This is a genomic window from Mitsuaria sp. WAJ17, from assembly GCF_014174515.1.
Taxonomy (GTDB): Bacteria; Pseudomonadota; Gammaproteobacteria; order Burkholderiales; family Burkholderiaceae_C; genus Roseateles_B.
In genome coordinates, this window is sequence record NZ_JACJUG010000008.1 from 128,175 (window position 1) to 151,793 (window position 23,619).

20 protein-coding genes are annotated in these 23,619 nt (G+C 68.3%); 15 read left to right on the plus strand and 5 right to left on the minus strand.

Features of this window, described 5'->3' with window-relative positions:
- Positions 1-20: 20 nt before the first annotated feature.
- Positions 21-1,181, minus strand: a complete 1,161-nt coding sequence (locus tag H5407_RS08585) for a LysM peptidoglycan-binding domain-containing protein (protein WP_255501150.1) — start codon at positions 1,179-1,181, stop codon at positions 21-23.
- Positions 1,182-1,471: 290 nt separating this feature from the next.
- Here H5407_RS08585 and def point away from each other — a divergent pair, with 290 nt between their 5' ends.
- The 11 genes from def to H5407_RS08640 all read left to right on the plus strand — a co-directional run bounded on the left by def (position 1,472) and on the right by H5407_RS08640 (position 14,376).
- Positions 1,472-1,987 carry a peptide deformylase gene (gene def / locus H5407_RS08590; RefSeq protein WP_183104033.1) on the plus strand — a complete coding sequence of 172 codons (516 nt, stop codon included), beginning with the start codon at positions 1,472-1,474 and terminating at the stop codon, positions 1,985-1,987.
- A gap of 5 nt (positions 1,988-1,992) precedes the next feature.
- Complete coding sequence (fmt, locus tag H5407_RS08595) at positions 1,993-2,961, plus strand: methionyl-tRNA formyltransferase (protein WP_183104086.1); 969 nt, start codon at positions 1,993-1,995, stop codon at positions 2,959-2,961.
- A 62-nt stretch (positions 2,962-3,023) separates the two neighbouring features.
- A complete protein-coding gene (gene htpX / locus H5407_RS08600; RefSeq protein WP_183104034.1) occupies positions 3,024-3,872 on the plus strand; it encodes a zinc metalloprotease HtpX in 849 nt (282 codons plus the stop codon).
- Between the two features lie 35 nt (positions 3,873-3,907).
- Complete coding sequence (locus H5407_RS08605) at positions 3,908-4,348, plus strand: hypothetical protein (protein ID WP_220800523.1); 441 nt, start codon at positions 3,908-3,910, stop codon at positions 4,346-4,348.
- 145 nt (positions 4,349-4,493) lie between these two features.
- Entirely contained in the window at positions 4,494-5,264 is a 771-nt protein-coding gene (locus tag H5407_RS08610; protein ID WP_183104035.1) for a head GIN domain-containing protein, read from the plus strand.
- 168 nt (positions 5,265-5,432) lie between these two features.
- Positions 5,433-7,340, plus strand: coding sequence for a nucleoside-diphosphate sugar epimerase/dehydratase (locus H5407_RS08615; protein ID WP_310737632.1), 1,908 nt, complete (start codon positions 5,433-5,435; stop codon positions 7,338-7,340).
- Positions 7,341-7,418: 78 nt separating this feature from the next.
- Positions 7,419-7,973: an AzlC family ABC transporter permease gene (locus H5407_RS08620; protein ID WP_183104036.1), complete on the plus strand. Its 555-nt coding sequence runs from the start codon at positions 7,419-7,421 to the stop codon at positions 7,971-7,973.
- 119 nt (positions 7,974-8,092) lie between these two features.
- Complete coding sequence (locus H5407_RS08625) at positions 8,093-9,286, plus strand: phosphoglycerate kinase (protein WP_183104037.1); 1,194 nt, start codon at positions 8,093-8,095, stop codon at positions 9,284-9,286.
- 226 nt (positions 9,287-9,512) lie between these two features.
- Positions 9,513-11,840, plus strand: a complete 2,328-nt coding sequence (locus tag H5407_RS08630; RefSeq protein ID WP_183104038.1) for an NADP-dependent malic enzyme — start codon at positions 9,513-9,515, stop codon at positions 11,838-11,840.
- A gap of 227 nt (positions 11,841-12,067) precedes the next feature.
- Positions 12,068-13,498 carry a pyruvate kinase gene (gene pyk, locus H5407_RS08635; protein WP_183104039.1) on the plus strand — a complete coding sequence of 477 codons (1,431 nt, stop codon included), beginning with the start codon at positions 12,068-12,070 and terminating at the stop codon, positions 13,496-13,498.
- A gap of 113 nt (positions 13,499-13,611) precedes the next feature.
- On the plus strand, positions 13,612-14,376 hold the full coding sequence (locus tag H5407_RS08640; protein ID WP_183104040.1) for an ABC transporter substrate-binding protein: 765 nt from the start codon (positions 13,612-13,614) through the stop codon (positions 14,374-14,376).
- A gap of 13 nt (positions 14,377-14,389) precedes the next feature.
- Here H5407_RS08640 and H5407_RS08645 read toward each other — a convergent pair whose 3' ends face one another.
- Complete coding sequence (locus H5407_RS08645; protein WP_183104041.1) at positions 14,390-15,409, minus strand: STAS-like domain-containing protein; 1,020 nt, start codon at positions 15,407-15,409, stop codon at positions 14,390-14,392.
- A gap of 358 nt (positions 15,410-15,767) precedes the next feature.
- Here H5407_RS08645 and fba point away from each other — a divergent pair, with 358 nt between their 5' ends.
- From fba to H5407_RS08660, 3 genes are all read left to right on the plus strand, one after another.
- The gene (fba, locus tag H5407_RS08650) at positions 15,768-16,832 is read left to right on the plus strand and encodes a class II fructose-bisphosphate aldolase (protein WP_183104042.1); all 1,065 of its coding nucleotides are present in this window, start codon (positions 15,768-15,770) and stop codon (positions 16,830-16,832) included.
- Between the two features lie 134 nt (positions 16,833-16,966).
- Positions 16,967-17,863 carry a phosphoribosylaminoimidazolesuccinocarboxamide synthase gene (locus H5407_RS08655; protein WP_183104043.1) on the plus strand — a complete coding sequence of 299 codons (897 nt, stop codon included), beginning with the start codon at positions 16,967-16,969 and terminating at the stop codon, positions 17,861-17,863.
- 123 nt (positions 17,864-17,986) lie between these two features.
- The gene (locus H5407_RS08660) at positions 17,987-19,099 is read left to right on the plus strand and encodes a hypothetical protein (RefSeq protein WP_183104044.1); all 1,113 of its coding nucleotides are present in this window, start codon (positions 17,987-17,989) and stop codon (positions 19,097-19,099) included.
- A gap of 16 nt (positions 19,100-19,115) precedes the next feature.
- Here the strand turns inward: H5407_RS08660 and H5407_RS08665 are convergent, their stop codons facing one another.
- From H5407_RS08665 to H5407_RS08675, 3 genes are all read right to left on the minus strand, one after another.
- Positions 19,116-19,799, minus strand: coding sequence for a glutathione S-transferase family protein (locus H5407_RS08665; protein WP_183104045.1), 684 nt, complete (start codon positions 19,797-19,799; stop codon positions 19,116-19,118).
- Positions 19,800-19,949: 150 nt separating this feature from the next.
- The gene (locus H5407_RS08670; RefSeq protein WP_183104046.1) at positions 19,950-20,903 is read right to left on the minus strand and encodes a complex I NDUFA9 subunit family protein; all 954 of its coding nucleotides are present in this window, start codon (positions 20,901-20,903) and stop codon (positions 19,950-19,952) included.
- 46 nt (positions 20,904-20,949) lie between these two features.
- Positions 20,950-22,947, minus strand: coding sequence for a lytic transglycosylase domain-containing protein (locus H5407_RS08675; RefSeq protein ID WP_183104047.1), 1,998 nt, complete (start codon positions 22,945-22,947; stop codon positions 20,950-20,952).
- A 105-nt stretch (positions 22,948-23,052) separates the two neighbouring features.
- Between H5407_RS08675 and H5407_RS08680 the strand changes: the two genes are divergently transcribed.
- Positions 23,053-23,619, plus strand: coding sequence for a 5-formyltetrahydrofolate cyclo-ligase (locus H5407_RS08680; RefSeq protein ID WP_183104048.1), 567 nt, complete (start codon positions 23,053-23,055; stop codon positions 23,617-23,619).

Below are 23,619 nucleotides of genomic sequence, written 5' to 3' on the forward strand. Positions count from 1 at the left end.
CGGGCCCTGGACGGACGGCCTCAGGGCTGGCTGAAGCGATCGCCGGCGCTGACAGGTTGCTGCACAGAAAGGATCAGCGCGTAGGACACGCGGCGATAGGCCTGGAACACCAGCAGGCGGCCATGACGCTCATCCGGCAGGCGGATGGTTTCCGGGCGGCCCTGCATGGTGGTGTCGCGGGCTTCCTGGCCGGTGCGCCACAGCGCCAGCACATGGCCGCGCTCCACGCCGTCCTGCGTGCCTTTGTTGATGGAGACGATCTGGTTCTGGCCCGCGTTCAGCGCCTCGCCGTAAATCGCGATCACCCGACCATCGAGCGGCTGCTTCGGGGCATGTGGCACGAAGCTGTCGAAGTTGCGCGGTGGGACCGGTGCCAGGCGGTCGCCGGCGTTGACTTCCTGGCGCGCCTGCTTGACCTGGAAGGTGGCGGGCACCTCCAGGGTCTTGCCATCCGAAGGGGTGCCGGGACGCAGGAACTCGACGGTGCCCACATAGGCGGCCTCGTAGCCCAGCACTTCCTTGGTGATCGGATCACGCAGTGGCTTGGCGCTACGGAACACCCGGTAGTCACCCCGGTTGGGCAGCGCGCCGCGCACATAGGCCAGGTCACCGCGGCTCAGCAGCACGCGCCCTTCCTGTGCGGCTGCCACGCGTGGCGCGCTCGCCAGGCTGTCCTGGTCCAGCACAACGGCCTCGTTGAGGAACGGCTCAATCAGGCTCATGGAGATGGCAGGGATGCCGTCATCACCGGCGGGCTGGATGCGAGCGCGCGGGCTGAGCTTGGCGGTGCCGTCCGGCCCGACGACACGCTGCGCCAGCTCCAGGCGGGCGCGGCCATCGACCTTGACCAGCACCAGATGCTGGCCCGGGTAGATCAGGTGGGGATTGCTGATCTGATCCTGATTCATGCCCCAGAGCTCGGGCCAGCGCCAGGGGCTCTTGAGGAATAGGGTGGAAATGGCCCAGAGCGTGTCGCCCTTCTTGACGGTGTAGCTGTCAGGGGCGTCCGGCGCCAGCTCGGACAGGGGTACGCCACCCTGTGCGACCTTCTGCGCGGTGTCCCGCTGGGACTGGGTGACCGGAAAATCGGTGGCCAGAGCTGGTGTTGCGCCGATGAGGGCGGCCGCAGCCCACAGGGCGGTGGCGAGAGGGGCGGGGCGCAGCATGGGCCATGAAGTCATCGGTCGTTCTCCTGCGGAGTGCCGGGCCGTCTTGCGAGGCGCCGGAGCCGCCATTTATTTGCCTGTCAGTGGTACCTGAGAGAGTGCCTGGGAAGGGCGCCAGCTCGAAGGGCGATCGGCCTGGACGCTGAAGTCCTGCAGCAGATCGGCGAAAATCCCCTCAGCTTGCGATGATTCTGCCCCTAAAGAGGGTGGGTGTTGCAATGATTCCCGCTGGAGCGTCCTCGCTCTTGCAGGCACTTACAAAGCCGCGTTGTGCATTGTCCACAGCACGGCATTGGAATCCCGAGATGGCCAAACTGAATATCCTGCGTTACCCCGACCCGCGACTGCATACTGTGGCCCAGCCCGTGGCCCTTGTGGACGATCGTATCCGCCAGCTGGTGGACGATATGCTCGAGACCATGTACGCCGCCGAAGGCGTGGGCCTGGCGGCGACCCAGGTGGACGTGCACGAGCGCGTGGTGGTGATCGACACCTCGGAGGAGCGCAACGAGCCCCGGGTGCTGATCAACCCCGAGATCATCGAGACCAGTGGCGCCCTGCGCGACGGCGAGGAAGGCTGCCTCAGCGTCCCGACCATCTATGACAAGGTCCCCCGCCACGAGCGCGTGAAGGTCCGAGCCCTGGGGCGTGACGGCCAGCCTTATGAATTCGAGGCCGAGGGCCTGCTCTCGGTGTGCGTGCAGCACGAGCTGGACCACCTGAAGGGCAAGGTCTTCGTCGAGTACCTTAGCTCGCTCAAGCGCGACCGAATCAAGACCAAGCTGGCCAAGAAGGCCCGCGAAGACCAGCAGCGCCGATGATGGGACTGCGCGTCGCCTTCGCCGGTACGCCGGAATTCGCCGCCGTCGCGCTGCAGGCCCTGCTTCAGGCCGGCTTCGAGGTGCCCCTGGTGCTGACCCAGCCGGATCGCCCTGCCGGGCGTGGCATGAAGCTGCAGGCCTCGGCAGTCAAGCAGCTGGCCCAGCAGCACGGCATCGCGCTGAGCCAGCCGATGAGCCTGCGACTGGACGGTCGCTACCCCGACGAGGCTGCCGCGGCGCGCGAGGCCCTGCTGGCCGCCAGGCCCGACCTCATGGTGGTGGCAGCCTATGGACTGATCCTGCCCCAGTGGGTGCTGGACCTGCCGCGCCTGGGCTGCCTCAACATCCACGCCTCCTTGCTGCCGCGCTGGCGTGGCGCGGCCCCCATTCATCGCGCCATCGAGGCCGGCGACGCCGAGACTGGCGTCACCATCATGCAGATGGACGCGGGCCTGGACACCGGCGACATGCTGCTGATCGAGCGCTTGCCGATCGCGGCCGATGACACCACCGCCACCTTGCATGACAAACTGGCCAAGCTGGGCGGGCGGCTGATCGTCGAGGCCCTGGAACTGGCCGCCTGCGGGGGCTTCCATCCCGAGCGCCAGCCCGAGGCAGGCATCTGCTATGCCCACAAGATCGAGAAGTCCGAGAGCGAGATCGACTGGACCCTGCCGGCTGCCACCCTCGAGCGGCGCCTGCGGGCTTTCGACCCCTTTCCTGGCGGTCTCAGTCAGCTGGACGGCGAACCGCTCAAGATCTGGAAATCCCGGCTTGCCGAGGGGCAGGGGCGGCCCGGCGAGGTGCTGGCTGCCAATGCCGACGGCTTGCTCGTGGCCTGTGGCGAGGGGGCCCTGCGCCTGACCGAGCTGCAGCGTGCCGGCGGCAAGCGCCTGCCGGCCGCAGCCTTTCTGCAGTCGTGGCCCGTGGCGACGGGCACGGTCTTGAAACCCGCCGCAACCAACCCCAACTGAGCGGGAGCGGCCCTGTCGAGCCGCGCCCTGCGTGTCTGCCCTTTTCCACCAAGGAGTGAGCGATGTTCAACATGATGAAGACAGCCATCCTGATGGCCGCCATCACCGCGCTGTTCATGGCGATCGGCTCGGTACTGGGTGGGCGCCAGGGCATGATGCTGGCCCTGGTGATCGCGCTGGGCATGAACTTCTTCAGCTACTGGTTCTCGGACAAGATGGTCCTGCGCATGTACAACGCGCAGGAGGTTGACGAGAGCAGTGCGCCACAGTTCTACCGCATGGTGCGCGAGCTGGCTCAGCGGGCGAGCCTGCCCATGCCGCGCGTCTACCTGATCGACGAAGACGCCCCCAACGCCTTCGCCACCGGGCGCAATCCCGAGCATGCAGCTGTGGCTGCGACCACGGGCATCCTGCGCGTGCTCTCCGAACGCGAGCTGCGCGGCGTGATGGCGCACGAGTTGGCACATGTGCAGCACCGGGACATCCTCATCTCCACCATCAGCGCCACCATGGCCGGCGCGATCGGCATGCTGGGCAACTTCGCCATGCTTTTCGGCGGCCGTGACAGCGAGGGCCGCCAGACCAATCCGCTGGTCGGCCTGATCGTGATGATCCTGGCGCCCATCGCGGCCAGCCTGATCCAGATGGCCATCAGCCGCGCACGCGAGTTTGAGGCCGACCGCGGCGGTGCAGAGATCTCCGGCGACCCGGCCGCGCTGGCGTCCGCGCTGGACAAAATCCATCGCTACGCCCAAGGCATGCCCCTTGAGGCCGCGGAGCGCCACCCCGAGACGGCTCAGATGATGATCATGAACCCGCTGTCCGGAGGCGGCATCAAGAGCCTGTTCTCCACCCATCCGCCCACTGAGGAACGCATCGCGCGCCTGATGGAGCTGGCGCGCCAGCGTTGACTCAAGACCGCCGCCGATTGGCCGATATGCCAGGCATGACGCGCATATCTTCTACCCTGCGCTGGCGCCTGGCTGTCGGTCTGCTGCTCCTGCCGCTGGCCGGCTGCGAGTGGCTGGGCATCGACGACCCGGCCAAGCTGGCGGCCGCCAAGGAGGCCGAAGGCAAGGCCGTGGGCAGTGCCTGCCGCCATGCGCAGCGCGCCATCGAGGACTGCTACACGCTCAACCCCAAGGCTCAGAAGGCGGCTGTCTTCGCGGGCTGGAAGGAGATGGACGAGTACATGCGCGAGAACAAGCTGGAAGGCATCGCGCCGGTGGTGCCGCGGCCAGGAACGGCCAAGCCTGCCGAGGAAGAGGCTGCTGTAGACGCCAAGCCCGCCGAGAAGGGGGCGGACAAGTCGGCCGACAAGAGCACCAAGTCCGACAAGCCAGCGGACAAGGCCGCCGACAAGGCGGGCGGCAAAGCCAGCCACTGAGTTCCGCTCCGGGCCTCGGGGCGTGGCGCCCGCTGGCTTGCATCTGGTGCCGCCTTTCCTGCATTTCGTCATCGCCTGCTCGCCAGGGCGCGGCCGGCTTTGCATCATGCATCCATCGTCAACGCATGAGACAAGGATTCCCGCCATGAACAGCAACACGCGCCGCTTCTTCGCCGCCTCTGTCCTCGGAGTCGCCGCCCTGCTCGGCACAGGGGCCGCCCAGGCCTGGTCCTGGCACTGGGGCAGCGGCGAACGCGTCAACGGTGAGGGTGAGGTGACCAGCGAGCGCCGCGATGTCGGTGGTTACGATGCCGTGGCCCTGGAAAACGGCTTCAAGGTGCTGATCCGCCAGGGCAGCGGCCACAAAATGGAAGTGCGCGCCGAGCGCAACCTGTTGCCCTATATCGAGACCCGCGTGGTCGAGGGCAGCAAGGGGCGCACCCTGGACATCCAGACCAAGCGCGGCTACTACCTCAGCACCAAGCAGACGCCAGTCATCGAGATCGAGATGCCGACCCTGCGCGGCGTGTCCATCGCCGGCTCGGGCAGCATCAAGGTGGACTCGATGAGCACGCAGGAGCTCAAGGCCAGCATCAGCGGCTCCGGCGAGATCACGCTGAACGGCGTGAAGAGCGAGCGCATGGCCATGAGCATCTCGGGCAGCGGTGACATCATCGCCAGTGGCAGCGCGAGCACCCTGAGCGTGTCGGTGGCAGGCTCGGGAGACATCAAGGCCCGCGAACTGCAGACCGAGGAAGCCAAGGTCAGCATCGCCGGCAGCGGCGATGTGATGCTGGCGGCCAGCAAGCAGCTCAAGGTCTCCATTGCCGGCTCGGGCGACGTGGCCTACGTGGGCAACCCGGAACTGAGTCTCTCCACCGCCGGCAGCGGCAAGGTGCGCAAGCTCAACAACTAAGCCAGCCCCGTCGCCTTCCTCCGAGCAGAGGGCCGGACCCCAGGGTGCCGGCCCTCTGTGCTGTCCGCGCCTCCCTCGGGATCGACACGCCCGTCGCTCCTTAGAATCACGCCCAGTCCCGGGGCCTGAACGCAGGCTGCCGGCAGCAACAGTCACACGGGGAACGGCTTGGGCCAGGTCAGCCAGGGGAAGGCAGCAAGGAGCGAGGCACGCGGCCTGGGACGCCTGGTGGGCCTGCCGCCCTGGGCCAAGACTGCGCTGCTGGTGGCGGGCGATGCACTCTTCCTGCCGCTGTGCATGTTCACCTCGGTGGTGCTGCGACTGGGCACCCTCGACGAAGCGCTGCAGACCGCCCTGCCGGCCCAGATCCTCTTTGCCTGGCTGGCCATCCCGGTGCTGGCGGCTGCGGGGCTGTACCGCTCCGTCGTCCGCTATCTGGACCTGCGCGTGCTGGCCCGCTGCAGCGCGGCGCTGGCCGTCGAGGTCCTGCTCGTCTACAGCCTGGCCCAACTGGCCGACCTGCGCATGCTGCCGCGCTCGTCCATGCTGATCTTCTGGTTCATCACCTTCGCCTACGTGCTGATCTCGCGCTTCCTGGCGCGGGCCCTGCTGTGGGGGGCCCTGCAGCGGCACGGGCGGCCTCTGGTGCGCACCCTGATCTACGGCGCGGGCGCCGCCGGCGCGCAGTTGGCGCAGAGCATGCAGTTCAGCCCTGAGTACCGCGCCGTCGGCTTTGTCGATGACGACGACTCCCTGCATGGCAAGAAGGTGGCGGGCCTGGACGTACTGCCCGCCGCACGCCTGCGCAGCGTGGCCGACAAACTGGCCGTTGACCTCATCGTGGTGGCCGTGCCGTCCGCGAGTCCGACGGTGCGCCGTCGCATCATCGAGCTCTCCGAGGGAACGGGCCGGCCGGTCAAGACCCTGCCCGGCCTGGTGAATTTGGTGCAGGGGGATGTGCGCGTCTCCGACATCCGCGAGGTCGCGCTGCCGGACCTGCTGGGCCGCGAGGTCGTGCCGCCCGATGCCAGCCTGTTCAGCCGCAACATTCGTGGCAAGGCCGTGCTGGTGACGGGCGCCGGCGGCTCCATCGGCAGCGAGCTGTGCCGCCAGATCATCAGCCAGCGACCCGCCGCGCTGGTGCTGCTGGACCACTCCGAGTTCGCGCTCTACAGCATCGAGCAGGAGCTCCGGCCGCAGGCGCAAGACCTGACCCTCGAGGCCGTGCTGGGCAGCGTGCTGGACGAGGACCTGCTGCTGCAGCTGATGCGTCAGCACCGGGTCGATACCGTCTACCACGCCGCCGCCTACAAGCACGTGCCCCTGGTGGAAGCCAATGTGCTGCGCGGCATCAGCAACAACGTCTTCGGGTCCTTGGCCGTGGCGCGCTGCGCGGCCCGGGCCGGCGTGGCCACCTGCGTGCTGGTGTCCACCGACAAGGCCGTGCGCCCCACCAACATCATGGGCAGCACCAAGCGGGCTGCGGAGCTGATCTTCCAGGCTGCCGCGCAGGAGACCTCCCATCGCACCACTTTTGCGATGGTGCGCTTTGGCAATGTGCTGGGCTCCTCGGGATCCGTGGTGCCGCTGTTCAAGCGGCAGATCCAGGATGGCGGCCCCATCACCATCACCCATCCTGACATCATCCGCTACTTCATGCTGATTCCCGAGGCAGCCCAACTGGTGATCCAGGCCGGCGCCATGGCGAAGGGCGGCGAAGTCTTTGTGCTGGACATGGGTGAGCCCGTGCGCATCGTGGACCTGGCGCGCACACTGATCCGGCTGTCGGGCCTTACCGAGCGCACCGAGCGCCAGCCCGACGGCGACATCGCCATCGAGTTCGTGGGCCTGCGCCCGGGCGAGAAGCTCTACGAGGAGCTGCTGATCGGCGATGGCGTCACCCCCAGCGTCCACCCACGCATCATGTGCGCCCATGAGCGATTGCTCGAGCCGGCGGTGCTGGAGGCGCTGCTGGCCCAGCTGCGCGAGGCCTGCCAGGCCGGCGACCCCGAGGGCGCCGTCACCCGACTGCGCCTGCTGGTGCCGGAATACCAGCCCGCCGCACAGCAGCCTTGAGCTGCCGAGAAGGGCGCGCTGCGGGCTTGCGTGGCCCGAGTGCCAGCGCTGTGAAAGCCGGCTGGCGACATTGCGCGCATGAGCAGTACCTTGCCGGCGTTGCGGCGCCATCCTGATTTCCGCCAGGGCGCCCGCGACATGCTGGGCATCACCCTGGGCATCTCGGCCTGGGACCAGGTCACCGGCGTGGCCATGATCCAGAGCGGCCTGCCGCTCCCCCTGGTCCTGATGACGAACCTCACCGTCTTTGCCGGCAGCTCGCGGCTGGCAGCGCTGCCCCTGCTGGCCGCAGACGCGCCGCTGTGGGTGCTGTGGCTGCTGTGGGCCACGGCTTTCTGCCTGAACCTGCGCTTCGTGATCTTCATCTGGGGCGGCGTGGCACTCAACTGGCGCGCCCGGCAACTCCCGTCCATCGCCGGCATCCTGCTGGCTGCCCGCGTGCTGACCGAATGGGGGCTGCGCGATGCGCCCCTGGCCGCGCGGGTTGTCGTCGTGCTGCCGCTGATCGTGATGACGCCTGATGGCCAGTTGCTGCGCAGCAGGCTGGACGCGCGCCTCTACGCGGCAGCCGTGGGCACCATCCTGAGCGGCACGGCGGTGATGCTCGCGCTGCGCATCGGCCTCGGTTGGTAAGCCCTCTGTCCTCGGGTACGTGCCCGGTACGAAAGGGCCCGCGGAAGGCGGCTTGGTAAGCTAGAGGGCTTGCGCTGCGCTTGGGCAGCCCCGAATTCCAATCAAACTCCGAGAGACTCATGAACGTCCTGCGTTTTTCCGACCTCGTGGCCGCCGGCAAGGTGGCTGGCCAGCGTGTCTTCATCCGTGCCGACCTGAACGTCCCGCAGGATGATGCCGGCAACATCACGGAAGACACCCGCATCCGCGCCTCCATCCCCGCCATCGAGATGGCATTGAAGGCCGGCGCCGCCGTGATGGTGACCTCCCACCTGGGGCGCCCCACCGAGGGCGAGTTCAAGCCCGAGGACTCGCTCGCTCCCATCGCCCGCCGCATGGGCGAGCTCATGGGGCGTGAAGTGGCCGTGGTGGCCAACTGGGTGGATGGCGTGAGCGTCGCCCCGGGCCAGCTGGTGCTGCTGGAGAACTGCCGCGTCAACAAGGGCGAGAAGAAGAATAACGAAGAGCTGGCGCGGAAGATGGCCGCCCTGTGCGACATCTACGTCAACGACGCCTTCGGCACCGCCCACCGCGCTGAGGGCACAACCTACGGCATCGCTCAGTTCGCCAAGATCGCCTGCGCCGGCCCGCTGCTGGCCGCCGAGATCGACGCCATCACGAAGGCTCTGGCCAGCCCGAAGCGCCCGCTGGTGGCCATCGTGGCGGGCTCCAAGGTCTCGACCAAGCTGACCATCCTGCAGTCGCTGTCAAAGAACGTGGACGGGCTGGTGGTGGGGGGCGGCATTGCCAACACCTTCATGCTGGCCGCCGGCCTGAAGATCGGCAAGTCCCTGGCCGAACCCGATCTGGTGGGTGAAGCCACCGCGGTGATCGAGTCCATGAAGGCCCGCGGCGCCGCCGTGCCCATCCCCGTGGACGTGGTAACGGCCAAGACCTTCGCCGCCGACGCCCCGGCCACCGTGAAGGCCGCCACCGATGTGGCGGATGATGATCTGATCCTGGACATCGGCCCCAAGACCGCTGCGATGCTGGCCCAGCAGCTCAAGGCCGCCGGCACCGTCGTCTGGAACGGCCCGGTGGGCGTGTTCGAGTTCGACGCCTTTGCGCACGGCACCGAGACCATCGCCCGCGCCATCGCCGACAGCAGCGCCTTCAGCATTGCCGGCGGTGGCGACACCCTGGCCGCGATCGCCAAGTACGGCATCGAGAAGGACGTGGGCTACATCTCCACCGGCGGCGGCGCCTTCCTGGAGGTGCTGGAAGGCAAGACCCTGCCGGCCTTCGAGATCCTGGCCAAGCGCGCCAACGGCTGATCGCCGGCCTCGCTGCTGAGAAAGCCCGGCTTGTCCGGGCTTTTTCTTTCCCTGCGCCGCACGTCCACGGAAGCTGGCTTGCCGCGTCACGAAGCCCGTCAGCCCAGTGTTTGCGATTTGTGCATGAGGGGCAAAGGACTCGGCATCAGCGGCGCATGAAACCGTCATGTACCCGGGAGTAAGCTGGCCGGCCCTGCAGTCCATACAGCTACAAGAGGAGACCCGGATGGCTGAGAAAGAGCACTTGTCGCCCGCCGAGCGCGCCCTGCGCGACGCCGCGCTGGAATACCACCGCGCGCCGACCCGCGGCAAGATCGCCGTCACGCCTACCAAGGCCCTGTCCAACCAGCGCGACCTCTCGCTGGCCTACTCGCCCGGTGTCGCCTATGCCTGCCTGGCCATCGAGGAGGATCCTAGCCTGGCTGCCGAGTACACCTCGCGTGCCAACCTCGTCGGCGTGATCACCAATGGCACGGCCGTGCTGGGTCTCGGGGACATCGGTCCCCTGGCCGGCAAGCCGGTGATGGAGGGCAAGGGCTGCCTGTTCAAGAAGTTCGCAGGCGTCGATGTCTTCGATATCGAACTGGCCGAGCGCGACCCCGACAAGCTGGTGGACATCATCGCCGCGATGGAACCCACGCTGGGCGGCGTGAACCTCGAGGACATCAAGGCGCCCGAGTGCTTCTACATCGAGAAGAAGCTGTCGGAGCGCATGAACATTCCCGTCTTCCACGATGACCAGCACGGCACGGCCATCATCAGCAGCGCCGCGCTGCTCAATGGCCTGGAGCTGGTGGGCAAGGACATCGGGCAGGTGAAGCTGGCCGTCTCCGGTGCGGGGGCCGCGGCCATCGCCTGCCTGGATGTCATGGTGGGCCTGGGCGTGAAGCGCGAGAACGTCTTCGTCTGCGATTCCAAGGGCCTGATCCAGAGCGAGCGCGCCGATGCGCAGGCTGGCAAGCTGGACGAGTCCAAGCAGCGCTACTGCCAGCTCACGAAGGCCCGCACCCTGGCCGACGTGGTGGCCGGTGCTGACGTGTTCCTCGGTTGCTCGGCCGCCGGCGTGCTGACGCAGGAGATGGTGGCCTCCATGGCTGACAAGCCCATCATCCTGGCCCTGGCCAACCCTGAGCCCGAAATCCGTCCGGAGCTGGCCAAGGCCGTGCGCCCGGACTGCATCATCGCCACCGGCCGCTCGGACTATGCGAACCAGGTCAACAACGTCCTGTGCTTCCCCTATATCTTCCGCGGCGCCCTGGATTGCGGTGCGACTAAGATCACCGAGGCCATGAAGCTGGCCTGCGTGCGCGAGATCGCCGCCCTGGCCAAGGCCGAAATGAGCGACGAGGTTGCGGCGGCCTATGCCGGCCAGGAGCTGGCCTTCGGCCCGGACTACCTGATCCCCAAGCCCTTCGACGCCCGCCTGATCCTGCGCATCGCACCGGCCGTGGCTGAAGCCGCGGCGGCGTCGGGCGTGGCCACGCGCCCCATCGGCGACCTGGCGGCCTACCGCGAGCAGCTCTCGCGTTTTGTCTACCAGACCGGCATGTTCATGCGCCCGGTCTTTGCCGCCGCCAAGGCCGAGTACCTGGAAGGCCGGGCCCGCGTGATCTACGCCGAGGGCGAGGATGAGCGCGTGCTGCGCGCCGTGCAGGTGGCCCTCGACGAGAAGCTCACCCGCCCCACGCTGATCGGCCGCCCCGAGGTCATCGGTATGCGCATCCAGCGTGCCGGCCTGCGCATGAAGCTGGGCGAGGACGTGCAGGTCATCGATCCGGACAACGACGCCCGCTTCCGCCACTACTGGGAGCGCTACCACCAGGTCATGGGCCGCCGTGGCGTGACGCCGGAGATGGCCAAGGCTGCGGTCCGCCGCTCGGCCACCACCATCGGCGCCCTGGCCATCGAGCTGGGCGACGCGGACGCCATGATCTGCGGCATGGTGGGGCGTTTCGACTCGCACCTGGAGCATGTGTCCGACCTCATCGGGCTCAAGGCCGGCGTGCAGAACTTTGCAACGCTCAACGCGCTGATGCTGGAGCAGCACACGCTCTTCATCACGGACACCTTCGTCAACGAGGATCCTAGCGCCGAGCAACTGGCTGAGATCGCCGCCATGGCCTCGGAGGAAATGCGCCGCTTCGGCTTGCCGCCCAAGGTGGCCTTCCTCTCGCACTCGATGTTCGGCTCCAGCAAGCGCGCTTCGGCCCAGAAGATGCGCCGCGCGCGCGAGCTCTTCGTCCAGCACGCACCGGACGTGGAATGCGATGGCGAGATGCATGGCGACGCTGCATTGAGCGAATCCGTGCGCGCCACTTTTCTCCCGGACAGCACGCTCAGGGGCGCGGCCAACTTGCTGGTGCTGCCCAGCCTGGATTCGGCCAACATCCTCTTCAACGTGCTGAAGATCACCAGCGGGCAGGGCGTCACTGTCGGGCCCATGCTGCTGGGCGCAGCCAAGCCCGTGCACATCCTGACGCCTTCGGCGACGGTGCGTCGCATCGTCAACATGACCGCGCTCGCCGTGGCCGAGGTCAGGGCCGGAAAGGCTTGACCACCCCCTGCCGGCTTCGCGCTGGCGCTCGGGGCGAAGCCCGCCGGGGTGTCCCGGCGGGTTTCTTCTTTTTGGGACGAGCTTCGCCGCTGCCGGAGTCAGGATGCTGGAAGCTCCTCGCGGTCGATGCCTTCGTCCCACGCTGCTTGGTAACCTCATGAAATCGACTTCCCGCTCTAAATGCGGCACATAATCGATTCCTGTAACTTAATTTCAGCGAGCTGCCCATGACCCGCGCCACCAAGATCGTTGCCACCCTCGGTCCCGCTTCCTCCACCCCTGAGGTGCTGGAGCGCATGATCCGGGCCGGGGTGGACGTGGTGCGGCTGAATTTCTCCCATGGCAAGGCACAGGACCACATCGACCGCGCCCGCATGGTGCGCGAGGTCGCCGCGTCGGTGGGCAAGGAGGTCGCCATCATGGCCGACCTCCAGGGCCCCAAGATTCGCGTGGGCAAGTTCGAGAACGGCAAGATCGAGCTGGTCAATGGCACCCGCTTCATCCTCGATGCCAACCGCACCGAACTGGGCAATGAAGAGATCGTGGGGCTGGACTACAAGGAGCTGCCGCGCGACGTGAAGCCTGGTGACACCCTCTTGCTCAACGACGGCCTGCTGGTGCTGACGGTCGAGGCGGTGCGAGGCGCGCAGGTGCACACCATCGTCAAGCTGGGCGGTGAGCTGTCCAACAACAAGGGCATCAACAAGCAAGGCGGTGGCCTTACCGCCCCGGCCCTGACGGCCAAGGACATGGAGGACATCAAGACCGCCATGGCCTTCCAGTGTGAGTACCTGGCCGTGAGCTTCCCCAAGAACGCCACCGACATGGAGATGGCGCGCCAACTGGCCAACGTCGCTGGCGAGCCCTGGCGCCACAAGCCCGGCATGATCGCCAAGATCGAGCGCAGCGAGGCCATCCCCCAATTGGAAGCCATCCTGAAGGCCTCCGACGGCATCATGGTCGCCCGCGGTGACCTCGCCGTGGAGGTGGGCAATGCCGCCGTGCCCGCCCTGCAAAAGCGCATGATCCGCATGGCCCGCGAGATGGACAAGGTGGCCATCACCGCGACCCAGATGATGGAGTCCATGATCGTCAACCCGGTGCCCACCCGCGCCGAGGTATCGGATGTGGCCAACGCCGTGCTGGACGGCACCGACGCCGTGATGCTCTCTGCCGAGACCGCCGCCGGCAAGTTCCCCGTCGAGACCATCGAGCAGATGGCCGCCATCGCCCTGGAGGCCGAGGCCGCCGAGTTCGTCACCATCGACACCGACTTCGCCAACCGCCAGTTCGGCCGCATCGACCAGTCCATCGCCATGGGCGCGCTGTTCACCGCCCACCACCTGGGCTGCAAGGCCATTCTCGCGCTGACCGAGTCCGGCTCGACCGCACTGTGGATGAGCCGCCACCGCATCCACGTGCCCATCTTCGGCCTGACCACCACGCCGCAGTCGCAGCGCAAGATGGCGCTGTACCGCAATGTGCGCCCCCTGCTGATGCCTGTGTACGAGGACCGCGACGTGGCCCTCAAGGCCGCCGAGCAACTGCTCGTCGAGCGCGGTGTGCTGATGCCCGGCGACACCTACGCCATCACCTGCGGCGAGCCCATGGGCTACCCCGGCGGCACCAATATGCTGAAGGTCTGCCGCGTCGAATAAAGCCCACGGATGAGGCCCACGGCACCCGGTAGGGCCAGAGCCCGGGCTGTCCACGACTGCACTATGCTTGGACGCAGGAGGCCGGTGTCCCGGCCGCTCGAGGCGCTGCCGGCATGAACCAAACTCAGGAGGCCCCGCTTCCCGATCCGCAGCGCCGCCGCCTGCTGGGCGTCTGCGCGGGCATGGGTCTGGATGGCGCCCCCGCGGTGAGCGATGCCGCTGCGCTGCACATCCCCCTGGCCGTGGGCGAGCACGTGAACCGCGCCTTCGTGGTGCCCCTGCTGCAGGTGCTGGAGCAGGGGGGCGGCTGGACCTGGGACCTGCAGTTCGCGCCCATGGGCCGTGTGCTGGCGCTCGCCGAGCGTGGGCAGAGCCTTGCCTTCGGACTCGGGCGCACGGCGGCCCGCGAGGCGGTGATGGGTTTCAGCGATCCGCTGTTCAGCTCCCGCATCTGGCCGGTCATGCGGCGCGACCGGGGCCTGCGCCTGAGCAGCGTCGAGGACCTCCGCGGGCTGACCGTCTGCCTGGCTCGCTCCATGAGCTACGGGGCTGCCTTGGATGCGGCGAAGGGCCGGGACTTCCAGGTCGAGTATGCCGATGGTGATCCCATGATCCGGCTGCGCATGCTTGCCGCCCAGCGCTGCGACGTGGCGCTGATGAGCCATCGCAGCGCCGACCCCTGGCTGCTGGAGCGACGGCTGCGAACCGCGGCCGGCTATACGTCTCTGATCGAGGTGGGCGCCGTGCCCTTGATCACCGAACCCGTGCACGTGGCCGGCGCCCTGGGCAGCCCGCTGCTGCGGTACCTGCCCCAGATCAACGCGGCGTTGCGGCGCCAGCACCTGGCCATCCAGGCGCTGGTCGATAGCGAGCTGTGAGCCGGCAAACGGCTCAGGACTTCTGCGCGCTGCGTACCAGCGCCTCGATGCGGGGTGTCATGTGGGTGGGCACCAGCTCCACCTCCTGGTGGGCCCGGGCGAAGACGCGGAAGAGTTCGTCCGTAAAGCCATGCCCGACGTCCTCCACGCCCTCGAAGCTCACTTCTGCGCGCTTGAACTGCGGTAGCCGTGCGGCCACGCGCCGGGCCTGGGCGCGCGAGTCTAGGGCCTGGCCCGGCCCGGCCACCAGGCGCAGGTAGATCTTGGTCTGGTCGAACTCGATGCCCGTGCCGTCCGTACTCCAGGCCTCAAGGACCTGGTCCAGGGTGCGGGTGCTGTCCAGCGCGATGGACATGTAAATGGAGCTGCCCTGGCGCGGCAGCGGCCTGCCGGGCTGCCAGCCGGTGGACTCCCAAGCGCGGCGCTGGAAGGCCGTGCCATTGGCATGGATGTCGAACACGTCGGCCAGCTGCGAGCTGAAGAACAGCCCGCGGCCGGTGTGCATCTGCGGCTGGCTGGTCAGGCGGCCCTTGGACAGTTCCAGCATCGCATGTTGCGGATCGGCGATGTCGAATGACTCGCAGATCCGGTTGAAGACGCCGCAGCCGTCGTCCGAGACCAGCAGCTGCACATGGCTGGGCGTCTGGCGCAGCGAGACCGTGACACTGCTGCCGCCGCTGTGGTCTACGGCGTTGTTGACCAGCTCGGTGAACCCGTGCTGGACCATGCGCGCCACGTGCCTGGGCAGGCTGAAGTTGGGCGCGAAGTCGCGCTGCCAGGGCAGGTCTTCCTGAAGGCCGTGCAGGCTGTAGGTACGCACGACCTGACGCAGCACGCCGGGGCCATACACCGGCCGGCGCATGCTGCCCTCGCGCGTGAGCCACTGGGCATCGACCAGGCGGCGCAGGGCCGACAGCACGGCGCGGTGGCTGGCGCCTGTGCGCTCCTCCACGTGCGCGGGCAGGTCCAGCGAATGCTCCCGGGCGGCAGCGGTGATCCACAGCGTCAGGTGGTCGATGGACAGTCGGGTCATGAACGCTCCATGAGGGGGCTGCCAGTGTCGCCGCAAGCGCCCGCCGGGCAGCGGCGCAACAGCGCGGGGAAGGCGGTCCAGCCCGACGCATGGGGTGGGTGCAACACACCAATGGCGGACCAGTTGCGAGCCTAGCCGCAGCCCGGCCCCCCTGCAAGCGACCCAACCCGGGCCTGCTGCACCCGAATCGCGGGGGCGGGTGCCCAGCTTGCCGGAGCGGCTTGCCGGTTTTCGGCCCCCCCACCGCTAGAATCCCGGGCAGTTACGGCGCGGTTACGGAGGTGGACTCGGGGGGCAAGCCCGCGAGGCTGGCTGTCCGCCGCGCCCTCAGGATTCTTCACTTCCTCGGAGCTTCATCATGGCCCTCGTTTCCATGCGCCAGCTGCTGGACCATGCCGCCGAGCACGGCTACGGCATCCCGGCCTTCAACGTCAACAACCTGGAGCAGGTGCAGGCCGTCATGGCCGCGGCTGACGAGGTCGGCGCGCCCGTGATCCTGCAGGCCAGCGCAGGTGCCCGCAAGTACGCTGGCGAGAGCTTCATCAAGCACCTGATCCAGGCCGCCGTCGAAGCCTACCCTCACATTCCCCTTGTGATGCACCAGGACCACGGCACCAGCCCCAAGGTCTGCGCCGGCGCCATCGATCTGGGCTTTGGCTCCGTGATGATGGACGGCTCGCTGATGGAGGACGGCAAGACGCCCTCGTCCTTCGACTACAACGTGGACGTCACCCGCAAGGTCGTCGAGATGGCCCACAAGGTCGGCGTAACCGTGGAAGGCGAGCTGGGCTGCCTGGGTAATCTGGAGACCGGCGATGCCGGTGAGGAGGACGGCATCGGTGCCGCCGGCAAGCTGGACCACAGCCAGATGCTGACCGATCCTGAAGAGGCCGCCACCTTCGTGAAGGCCACGCAGCTGGATGCCCTGGCCATTGCCATTGGCACCAGCCACGGCGCCTACAAGTTCTCGCGCAAGCCCACGGGCGACATCCTGGCCATCAGCCGCGTCAAGGAAATTCACAAGCGCATCCCCAACACCCACCTCGTGATGCACGGCTCCTCCTCGGTGCCTGCCGAGCTGCTGGCCATCATCAACCAGTACGGCGGCAAGATGAAGGAAACCTACGGCGTGCCCGTCGAGGAGATCCAGGAAGCCATCAAGCATGGCGTGCGCAAGATCAACATCGACACCGACATTCGCCTGGCCATGACCGGCGCGGTGCGCAAGTTCCTGTTCGAGAACCCGGACAAGTTCGATGCCCGCGAATGGCTCAAGCCCGCCCGCGAAGCTGCCAAGCTGGTCTGCAAGGCCCGCTACCTGGAGTTCGGCTGCGAAGGCCAGGCCGGCAAGATCAAGCCCCTGAGCCTGGTCCAGGTGGCCGAGGCCTATGCCCGCGGCGAGCTGGCGCAAGTCGTGCAGTGACGAAGGGGTGACGCCGGGCCGAATCAGCAGCTGCGCCCGGTACTCCCGCCACAGACCCGCAGGTCCTCTGGCCCGCGGGTCTTTTTTTGCCTTGGGCAACCGTAAAATCGGCGCCTCTTCGACGGATGCCCATCATGACCGCTGCCCTGCTGAATTCTTCTCTTACCTCGCTCCCCCTCCTGGCCCGTGGCAAGGTGCGCGAGAACTATGCAGTCGGTGAAGACCGCATCCTGATGATCGCCAGCGACCGCATCTCGGCCTATGACGTGATCATGGGCGAGCCCATCCCGGGCAAGGGCGCGCTGCTGACGAAGATGGCGCTGTTCTGGTTCGACAAGCTGCAGGGCATCGTGCCCAACCACCTGACGGGCGAGGACCCGCTGTCGGTCGTCACCGAGGCCGAGCGCGAGCAGGTGCGGGACCGCGCCATGCTGGTCAAGCGCCTGAAGCCTCTGCCCATCGAGGCCGTGGTGCGCGGCTACCTGGCAGGCAGCGGCTGGGCCGAGTACAAGGACAGCGGCAAGGTCTGTGGCGTCGAGCTGCCGGCGGGCTTGCAGAACGCCTCCAAGCTGCCCCAGCCCATTTTCACGCCCGCCACCAAGGCCGAGATGGGCGACCACGACGAGAACATCGACTTCGAGCGCTGCGCCGCCATCATCGGTCGCGAGATGGCCGAGAAGGTGCGTGACATCGCCATCCAGCTCTACCAGCGCGCCGCCGACTATGCCCTTACCAAGGGCATCATCATTGCCGACACCAAGTTCGAGTTCGGTCTGGACGCAGACGGCACCCTGACCCTCATGGACGAGGTGCTGACTCCCGACTCCTCCCGCTACTGGCCCGCCGAAAGCTATGCCGTGGGCAGCAACCCGCCCAGCTACGACAAGCAGTTCCTGCGCGACTGGCTGGAGCAGGCCCTGGTGGACGGCAAGCCCTGGGGCAAGGTTGCCCCCGCGCCTCGGCTGCCTGCCGAGGTGATCGAAAAGACCGCCGCCAAGTACCAGGAAGCCCTGGAACGCCTGACGCGCTGAGTTTGATCCAGGCTGGGCCCTGGCCGGCCCATCGTCTGGCAAGCTGTACCCTGATGGAATCAACCGGCGGACCCAGGGGTGCGCCAGGCGCCCTGATGGCGCGCCGAAGCGAGGGAGTCTTGCATGGAGATCAAGTCGCGCCTGCTCAAGCAGCTTGACAAGGACATCGCGGCGGCGAAGAGCCCGGTATCGGCGGCCTGCCTCAGGGCCCGGCGCGCCATCCTGCTGGCCCGCCACGGGGCCCTCAACGAGGCCCGCGAGCAGCTGACCGTGCTTCACCAACTGGCCTTCCAGCATCCGCACCCTGAGGTGGGGGCCTGGCTGCATCTGGCCGAAGGGCTGATGAGCTACTACACCGACTTCGGCAGCAGCGCCCAGGAGAAAATCCAGCGCGCGCTGAGCATCTCCCGCAGCATCGGGCAGACCGAGGTCGAGGCCCTGGCCCATGCCTGGCTCACGCAGCTGGCCTATGTGCGGCACGACCTGCCGGCGGTGCTCAGTCATGCGGCCGAATGCCTGCGCGTGGCCGCACCGGAGCATCGCGTGGCCCGCGGTCGCGTGCACATGGTCATGGGCGTGTGCTGGCAGTACGCCGGCCAACTGGAGCAGGCGCTGCCCTGGTTCCAGCGCGCGCGTGCCTATGCGGCGGCCGACGGCGATGACGCCACCATCTCGGCCCTCATGTACAACATGGCGGTGATGCGCACGGCCCAGGTGCGCTGGAAGGCGTTGTCCAGCACAGCCGCCCAGGCGCCCGAGCTGCTGCTTGGGGTGGACTCGGTCAAGCACTACGACACCGCCGTCGGTGCCGCGGTGCTGGCCGAGCTGACGCCGTTGCTGCGGGCGCAGATCCTCGCCATCCAGGGCGAGTTCCAGCAGGCCAAGGCGCTTTACGAGGAGCACCTGCCCTTGGCCATCTCGCGCGGCCTGGCCCGTCTGGGCAGCAGCCTGCTGTCCGACCTGGCCTGGTGTCGCCTGAACTGCGATGAAACCGAGGCGGCGATCCAGCAGGCCCGCGAGGCCGCCGTCGAGCTGGACCCCTTGTGCGATGTCGATGATCGTGCCGCTACTCACACCCGCCTGGCGCAGATCTTTGCCGCCGTGGGCGAAACGGCCACGGCGGCCCATCACCAGGAATGCGCGACCGCCGAATGGGCGGAGTTTGCGCGCCAGCAAGGCCAATGGGGCGCGGCGCTTGCCGCCTCGGGGCTCACGGCGGATCCACTGCGGCGCTGAGCCTCGGCGGCGGGGCTCACGCCCGTGCCGTGCGGTAGGGTTCGTCGTCCGCAATGAAGTCGTGTTCGGCCAGGGCGTCGGCGATCCATTCGCGCACGCCGGGTGCCGCTGCCAGCCGGTCGATGTAGGCGCCCACCGCCTGCGGCACCGGTAGCCCGTAGCTGCGGATGCGCATGGCCACCGGGGCATAGAAGGCGTCGGCGGCGCAGAAGCTCCCGAAGAGGAAGGGGCCGCCGCTCTCGGCCAGCGCGTTTTCCAGCAGCTCGCAGACGCGGGCGAGGTCCTTGCGCAGACCGGCCTCACCGGCCAGCAGCTCGGCGCCCTTGGTCTGAAGGTCGGCCTCGATGTTCATGGGGCAGTGCGAACGCAGCTGGCCGAAGCCGGAGTGCATCTCGGCGCAGAGGCTGCGGGCCCGCGCGCGCTGGCGGGCGTCACGGGGCCATACACCGGCCTCAGGGTGCCGCTCAGCCAGGTACTCCGCGATGGCCAGGGTGTCCCAAACGGCGAAGCCATCGTCCTCCACCACCACGGGCACCTTGCCGGCGGGCGTGTGCCTGGCCAGGGCCTGGTAGAAAGGCGAGCCGGCGCTGAAGTCGAAGCGCAGCTTGACCTCCTCGAAGGGAATGCCCAGGCCCTTGGCCAGCACCCACGGCCGCATGGACCAGGACGAGTAGTTCTTGTTGCCGATGACCAGCTTCATGGGAGGGCTCCTCAGTGTTCAGGGGTTCAGGGAATCAGGACGCCGAAGCTTAGCGGCATGCCCTGCGCGGCACTGCTGAGAAATCGGCATGGGATTGATGCGCGCAGCGTATGGGCGGGGCCGGTCGGCGGCTGGCGCGAGCAGGCAGGATCAGCCCCGCACGCGCCGGCGCCAGTCGTCCAGGCGCAGTGCCCGCGGCTGGACGTCCAGCACGCCGGCCACACTGCGCGGCTGGATGCCCAGCGCCTTCAACCCCGGCAGCCGGCCGCCGGCGATGTTGGGCACCTGCATCGAGGCCAGGTTGTCGCGAGACATCAATGGCTCGCCCGGCAGGCATTCCATGAACAGGGCCTGCAGCCAGGCCAGCGCCGCCGGCAGCGGCACGACGGGGCGCTCACGGCTCAGCAGCCGCCCGGAAAGCTGCACCAGCTCGCGCAGGCTCAGCACCTGCGGGCCGGTCGCCTCGAAGACCTGGCCCGCCGCGCCTGGCGCCTCGATCAGGCGGCACAGGGCCGTGGCCACGTCCTCCACCCAGACGGGCTGGAACTGCGCCTTCGCTCCGGCCAGGGGCAGGACCGGAAAACTCTGCTGCAGTTCGGCGAAGAGGTTCAGGAAGCGGTCCTCGGCGCCGAAGATCACCGAGGGTCGCAGCAGCCGCCAGTCCAGGCCGCTGGCGCGGATCACCGCTTCCCCGCGAGCCTTGGAACGCAGGTAGCGCGAGGGCGCATCCTCGGCCACGCCCAGTGCGCTGACATGGACCAGGCGTCGCCCGCCCGCGGCCTCGCAGGCCTGCACCAGGCGCCGAGGCCAGTGCACATGGGCGGCCTCGAAGGCGGTCTCGCTGCCCTGGAGGATGGCGATCAGGTTCAGCACGACATCGGCCTGCGACACGAGCGTCCGCAGGCCGGCGTCGTCCTGGATGGAGGCTTCCAGCACCGTGACGCCGGGCAGCACGTTCAGGGCTCGGGCGTGGGCGCGGCGGCGCGTGGGAACGATGATGCGATCAAAGCCCGCGGCCACCAGCTGGCGGCACAGGGCGCGGCCGACGAAGCCGCTGCCTCCGAAGATGAGCAGGCGGGTGTCCGGGTCTGGCGTGGTCTTCATGGCGGGGCAGGTATCGGTTGTGGGTCGATGGGCCTTCGCGCGATCGTCAGGGCAGCTCCTGGTTGGCCTGCGGGGCCGTGGCATCGCGCGGGCCAATGGTGGCGCCCAGGCGCTCGCGCAGCGTGCTGCGGGGCGAGCCCATCAACCGCGCATAGACGGTGGCATTGGCCAGCACCTTCTTGACGTAGTCACGGGTCTCGTTGAAGGGGACGTTCTCAGTCCACAGCGATGCATCCAGCACCTGGCCCTCGCGCCAGCGGCGCGGGCGGTTGGGGCCGGCGTTGTAGGCCGCGGCCGCCAGGGGCATGGCACCGCCGAAGTCGTCCAGCACCAGCTTGAGGTAGCCGGTGCCGATGCGCAGGTTGAAGTCGCGGTCCGTCAGGAATTCGGGGCGGTAGTCCACCCCGAGCTTCTTCGCCGTCCACTTGGCCGTGGCGGGCATCACCTGCATCAGGCCGCTGGCGCCCACATGCGAGCGCGCGTCCTGGATGAAGCGGGATTCCTGCCGGATGAGACCGTAGACATAGGGCAGGTCCAGGCCGGCCTCGGCCGCCTTGGTGCCGAGCTCCTTGAAGAGGGGCTGGGGGAAGCGCTGGGTGAGGTCGATCTCGGTGCGGGTGCGCTCGCTGCTGTTGATGCAGCGGTCCCAGACCTCGCGATCGCAGGCCAGTTGGGCCGCGGCCAGCAGCTCGCGATCGCCCATGCCGCGCAGGCTGAAGTTCCATTCCCTGACGCCTTCGTTGCGCAACCCCAGGCCGATGAGGGCCAAGGCGCGGTTCAGACCGCCGTGGGCGAAGGCGATGCCGCGCTCATGCGGGCTGAGCGGCGCCGGAGCCGGTGGCAGTGGGAGTGTCAGGCCCAGGTCTTCGGCGGCCAACTGGCCGTAGAAATGCAGGGGATTGGCGATGGCCTGCAGGGCTGCGCGCGCCTGCTGGCGCTGCGCCTCGCCGGCGGGGCCGGCGGGGGCCTGGCTCAGCTGCAGGCGGGCACGCCAGTAGGCCCAGACGGGCTCCTTGGCCTCGAAGGCCTGCAGGGCCTCATGAGCCGGGTTGAAGAGGGCAGGGCGGCCACGGCCCTGGTCGGCGCGCAGGGCGGCACGGGCGATCCAGGCCCAGCAGTCCTCGCTCCAGTCGCGGGCCGGGTTGCGCCCCTGCAGCTTGAGCGCCTGCTCGGCGTGGTCGGCCGCCTCCGGCTGGAGGCGAAAGGCCGATTGCTTGGCGACCTGCGCCCAGGCCCAGGCGGCCAGCTCGGGCGGCAGGGCCTGGGCCCAGCGCTGCTGCAGGGCCTCGGCGGCTTGGGCCGGGTCGTTGCCAGCCAGCTTGATCAGGCCCAGCGTGGCCAGCTCGGCCTGCGGCCGGCCCAGACCGGACACCTTGCGGGCCATGAAGCGGGCATTGTTCTCCAGCGCGTCCTGGATGCCTTGCTGGACGGGCTTGGGCAGCAGCTCCGTGGCCTGGCGGATGGCGCGCGGGCGGGCGTACTCGACCGACAGGCGCAGCTTGGTCCAGACATCGGCCACGCTGAACTTGCGGGCTTCGAACAGGGCGCCGGCCAGGGCCGCGCAGCCATCGTCGCCATCCTTCTGCGCGAGCCAGGCTGCACGGGCGCGCTCGCGGACGTCGCGGCCCTGGGCATGCTCGGCCAGCAGGCCATAGCAGACCACCTCGCGGTCGTCCGCCATCTTGAAGCGGGGCTGCTCGCGCTGGAAGTTGGGCCAGTCGCGGCGGCGCCCCAGCTCCAGCAGCCAGTCGTTGCGCAGCCGGTCCTCCACGTAGGTGCCGGGGAAGCGGGCGTAGAAGTCCTCGAGATCGGCCTGGTTGAGTTCGCCCAGGCGCAGGCCGTAGTCCCAGTAGGCCATCCAGGAGGCCAGGGGATGCTGGCTGGCATAGGCCTGCTGCGCGGCAGCCTGCAGGCGCTTTCTGTCCCGGGCCTTGAGGGCTTCGCGGGCTTCGCTGAGCAGCTCGGCCTGCGGCCCGCCCAGGGGCAGGGGGATGGCTTGCGTGCGTGCCTCTGCGCCGGCCAGGGCCAGCAGGCCGGCAAGCATCCATGAAACCAGGCGGCCGGTGCCCTTGCCTTGGCCCCTGCGCGCCGGCGCGGTGCCGGGCGCTCCATATACTGCGTTCAACGTGTGTCCTTGATGGGGTGTCCTGTGACGACCAGTTCCGCGCCCGATCGGGCAAGCCTGCGCAAAGAGCTGCTGCGGCAGCGCCGCGAATTCGTCGCCTCGCCGGCTCATGCCGGCGCCCAGGCTCAGCTGGGCCGGAGCCTGCTGCGCCTGCTGGCGCAGCTGGAGCCGCAGTGCCTGGGGCTTTACTGGCCTCTCGAAGGCGAATTTAACGCAGCCGCGCTGCTCGGGGCGGCAGATGGCCTTGGGGACTGCTCCCTGGCCCTGCCTTTTGCGCGCAAGGCGAACCGCCAGATGGACTTCCGCCACTGGGACGGTCAGGCGCCGGCCGTCAAGGACGAATGCGGCATCCCCAGCAGCGACGGCCCCGTCGTGCTGCCGGATGTGCTGCTGGTGCCCTGCGTGGGCTTCAGCCCGGCCGGCTACCGCCTGGGCTATGGCGGCGGCTACTACGACCGCTGGCTGGCCGCGCATCCGGGCGTGACCACCGTGGGTCTGGCCTGGCAGCTGGGCGAGATCGAGCTGGACGTTCAGCCTCATGACCAGGCGCTGACCGTCATCCTGACTGAGTCGGCGCTGCTGGCGCCCTGA

Excerpts from the sequence above, each read along its gene's own strand:
- fba (WP_183104042.1), top strand. The coding sequence starts at position 15,768 with ATGGCCCTCGTTTCCATGCGCCAGCTGCTGGACCATGCCGCCGAGCAC.
- H5407_RS08665 (WP_183104045.1), bottom strand. The coding sequence starts at position 19,799 with ATGAAGCTGGTCATCGGCAACAAGAACTACTCGTCCTGGTCCATGCGG.
- H5407_RS08585 (WP_255501150.1), bottom strand. The coding sequence starts at position 1,181 with ATGACTTCATGGCCCATGCTGCGCCCCGCCCCTCTCGCCACCGCCCTG.
- H5407_RS08640 (WP_183104040.1), top strand. The coding sequence starts at position 13,612 with ATGAACCAAACTCAGGAGGCCCCGCTTCCCGATCCGCAGCGCCGCCGC.
- def (WP_183104033.1), top strand. The coding sequence starts at position 1,472 with ATGGCCAAACTGAATATCCTGCGTTACCCCGACCCGCGACTGCATACT.
- pyk (WP_183104039.1), top strand. The coding sequence starts at position 12,068 with ATGACCCGCGCCACCAAGATCGTTGCCACCCTCGGTCCCGCTTCCTCC.
- H5407_RS08670 (WP_183104046.1), bottom strand. The coding sequence starts at position 20,903 with ATGAAGACCACGCCAGACCCGGACACCCGCCTGCTCATCTTCGGAGGC.
- H5407_RS08630 (WP_183104038.1), top strand. The coding sequence starts at position 9,513 with ATGGCTGAGAAAGAGCACTTGTCGCCCGCCGAGCGCGCCCTGCGCGAC.
- H5407_RS08660 (WP_183104044.1), top strand. The coding sequence starts at position 17,987 with ATGGAGATCAAGTCGCGCCTGCTCAAGCAGCTTGACAAGGACATCGCG.
- H5407_RS08625 (WP_183104037.1), top strand. The coding sequence starts at position 8,093 with ATGAACGTCCTGCGTTTTTCCGACCTCGTGGCCGCCGGCAAGGTGGCT.
- htpX (WP_183104034.1), top strand. The coding sequence starts at position 3,024 with ATGTTCAACATGATGAAGACAGCCATCCTGATGGCCGCCATCACCGCG.
- H5407_RS08645 (WP_183104041.1), bottom strand. The coding sequence starts at position 15,409 with ATGACCCGACTGTCCATCGACCACCTGACGCTGTGGATCACCGCTGCC.
- H5407_RS08605 (WP_220800523.1), top strand. The coding sequence starts at position 3,908 with ATGACGCGCATATCTTCTACCCTGCGCTGGCGCCTGGCTGTCGGTCTG.
- H5407_RS08655 (WP_183104043.1), top strand. The coding sequence starts at position 16,967 with ATGACCGCTGCCCTGCTGAATTCTTCTCTTACCTCGCTCCCCCTCCTG.
- H5407_RS08610 (WP_183104035.1), top strand. The coding sequence starts at position 4,494 with ATGAACAGCAACACGCGCCGCTTCTTCGCCGCCTCTGTCCTCGGAGTC.
- H5407_RS08675 (WP_183104047.1), bottom strand. The coding sequence starts at position 22,947 with ATGCTTGCCGGCCTGCTGGCCCTGGCCGGCGCAGAGGCACGCACGCAA.
- H5407_RS08620 (WP_183104036.1), top strand. The coding sequence starts at position 7,419 with ATGAGCAGTACCTTGCCGGCGTTGCGGCGCCATCCTGATTTCCGCCAG.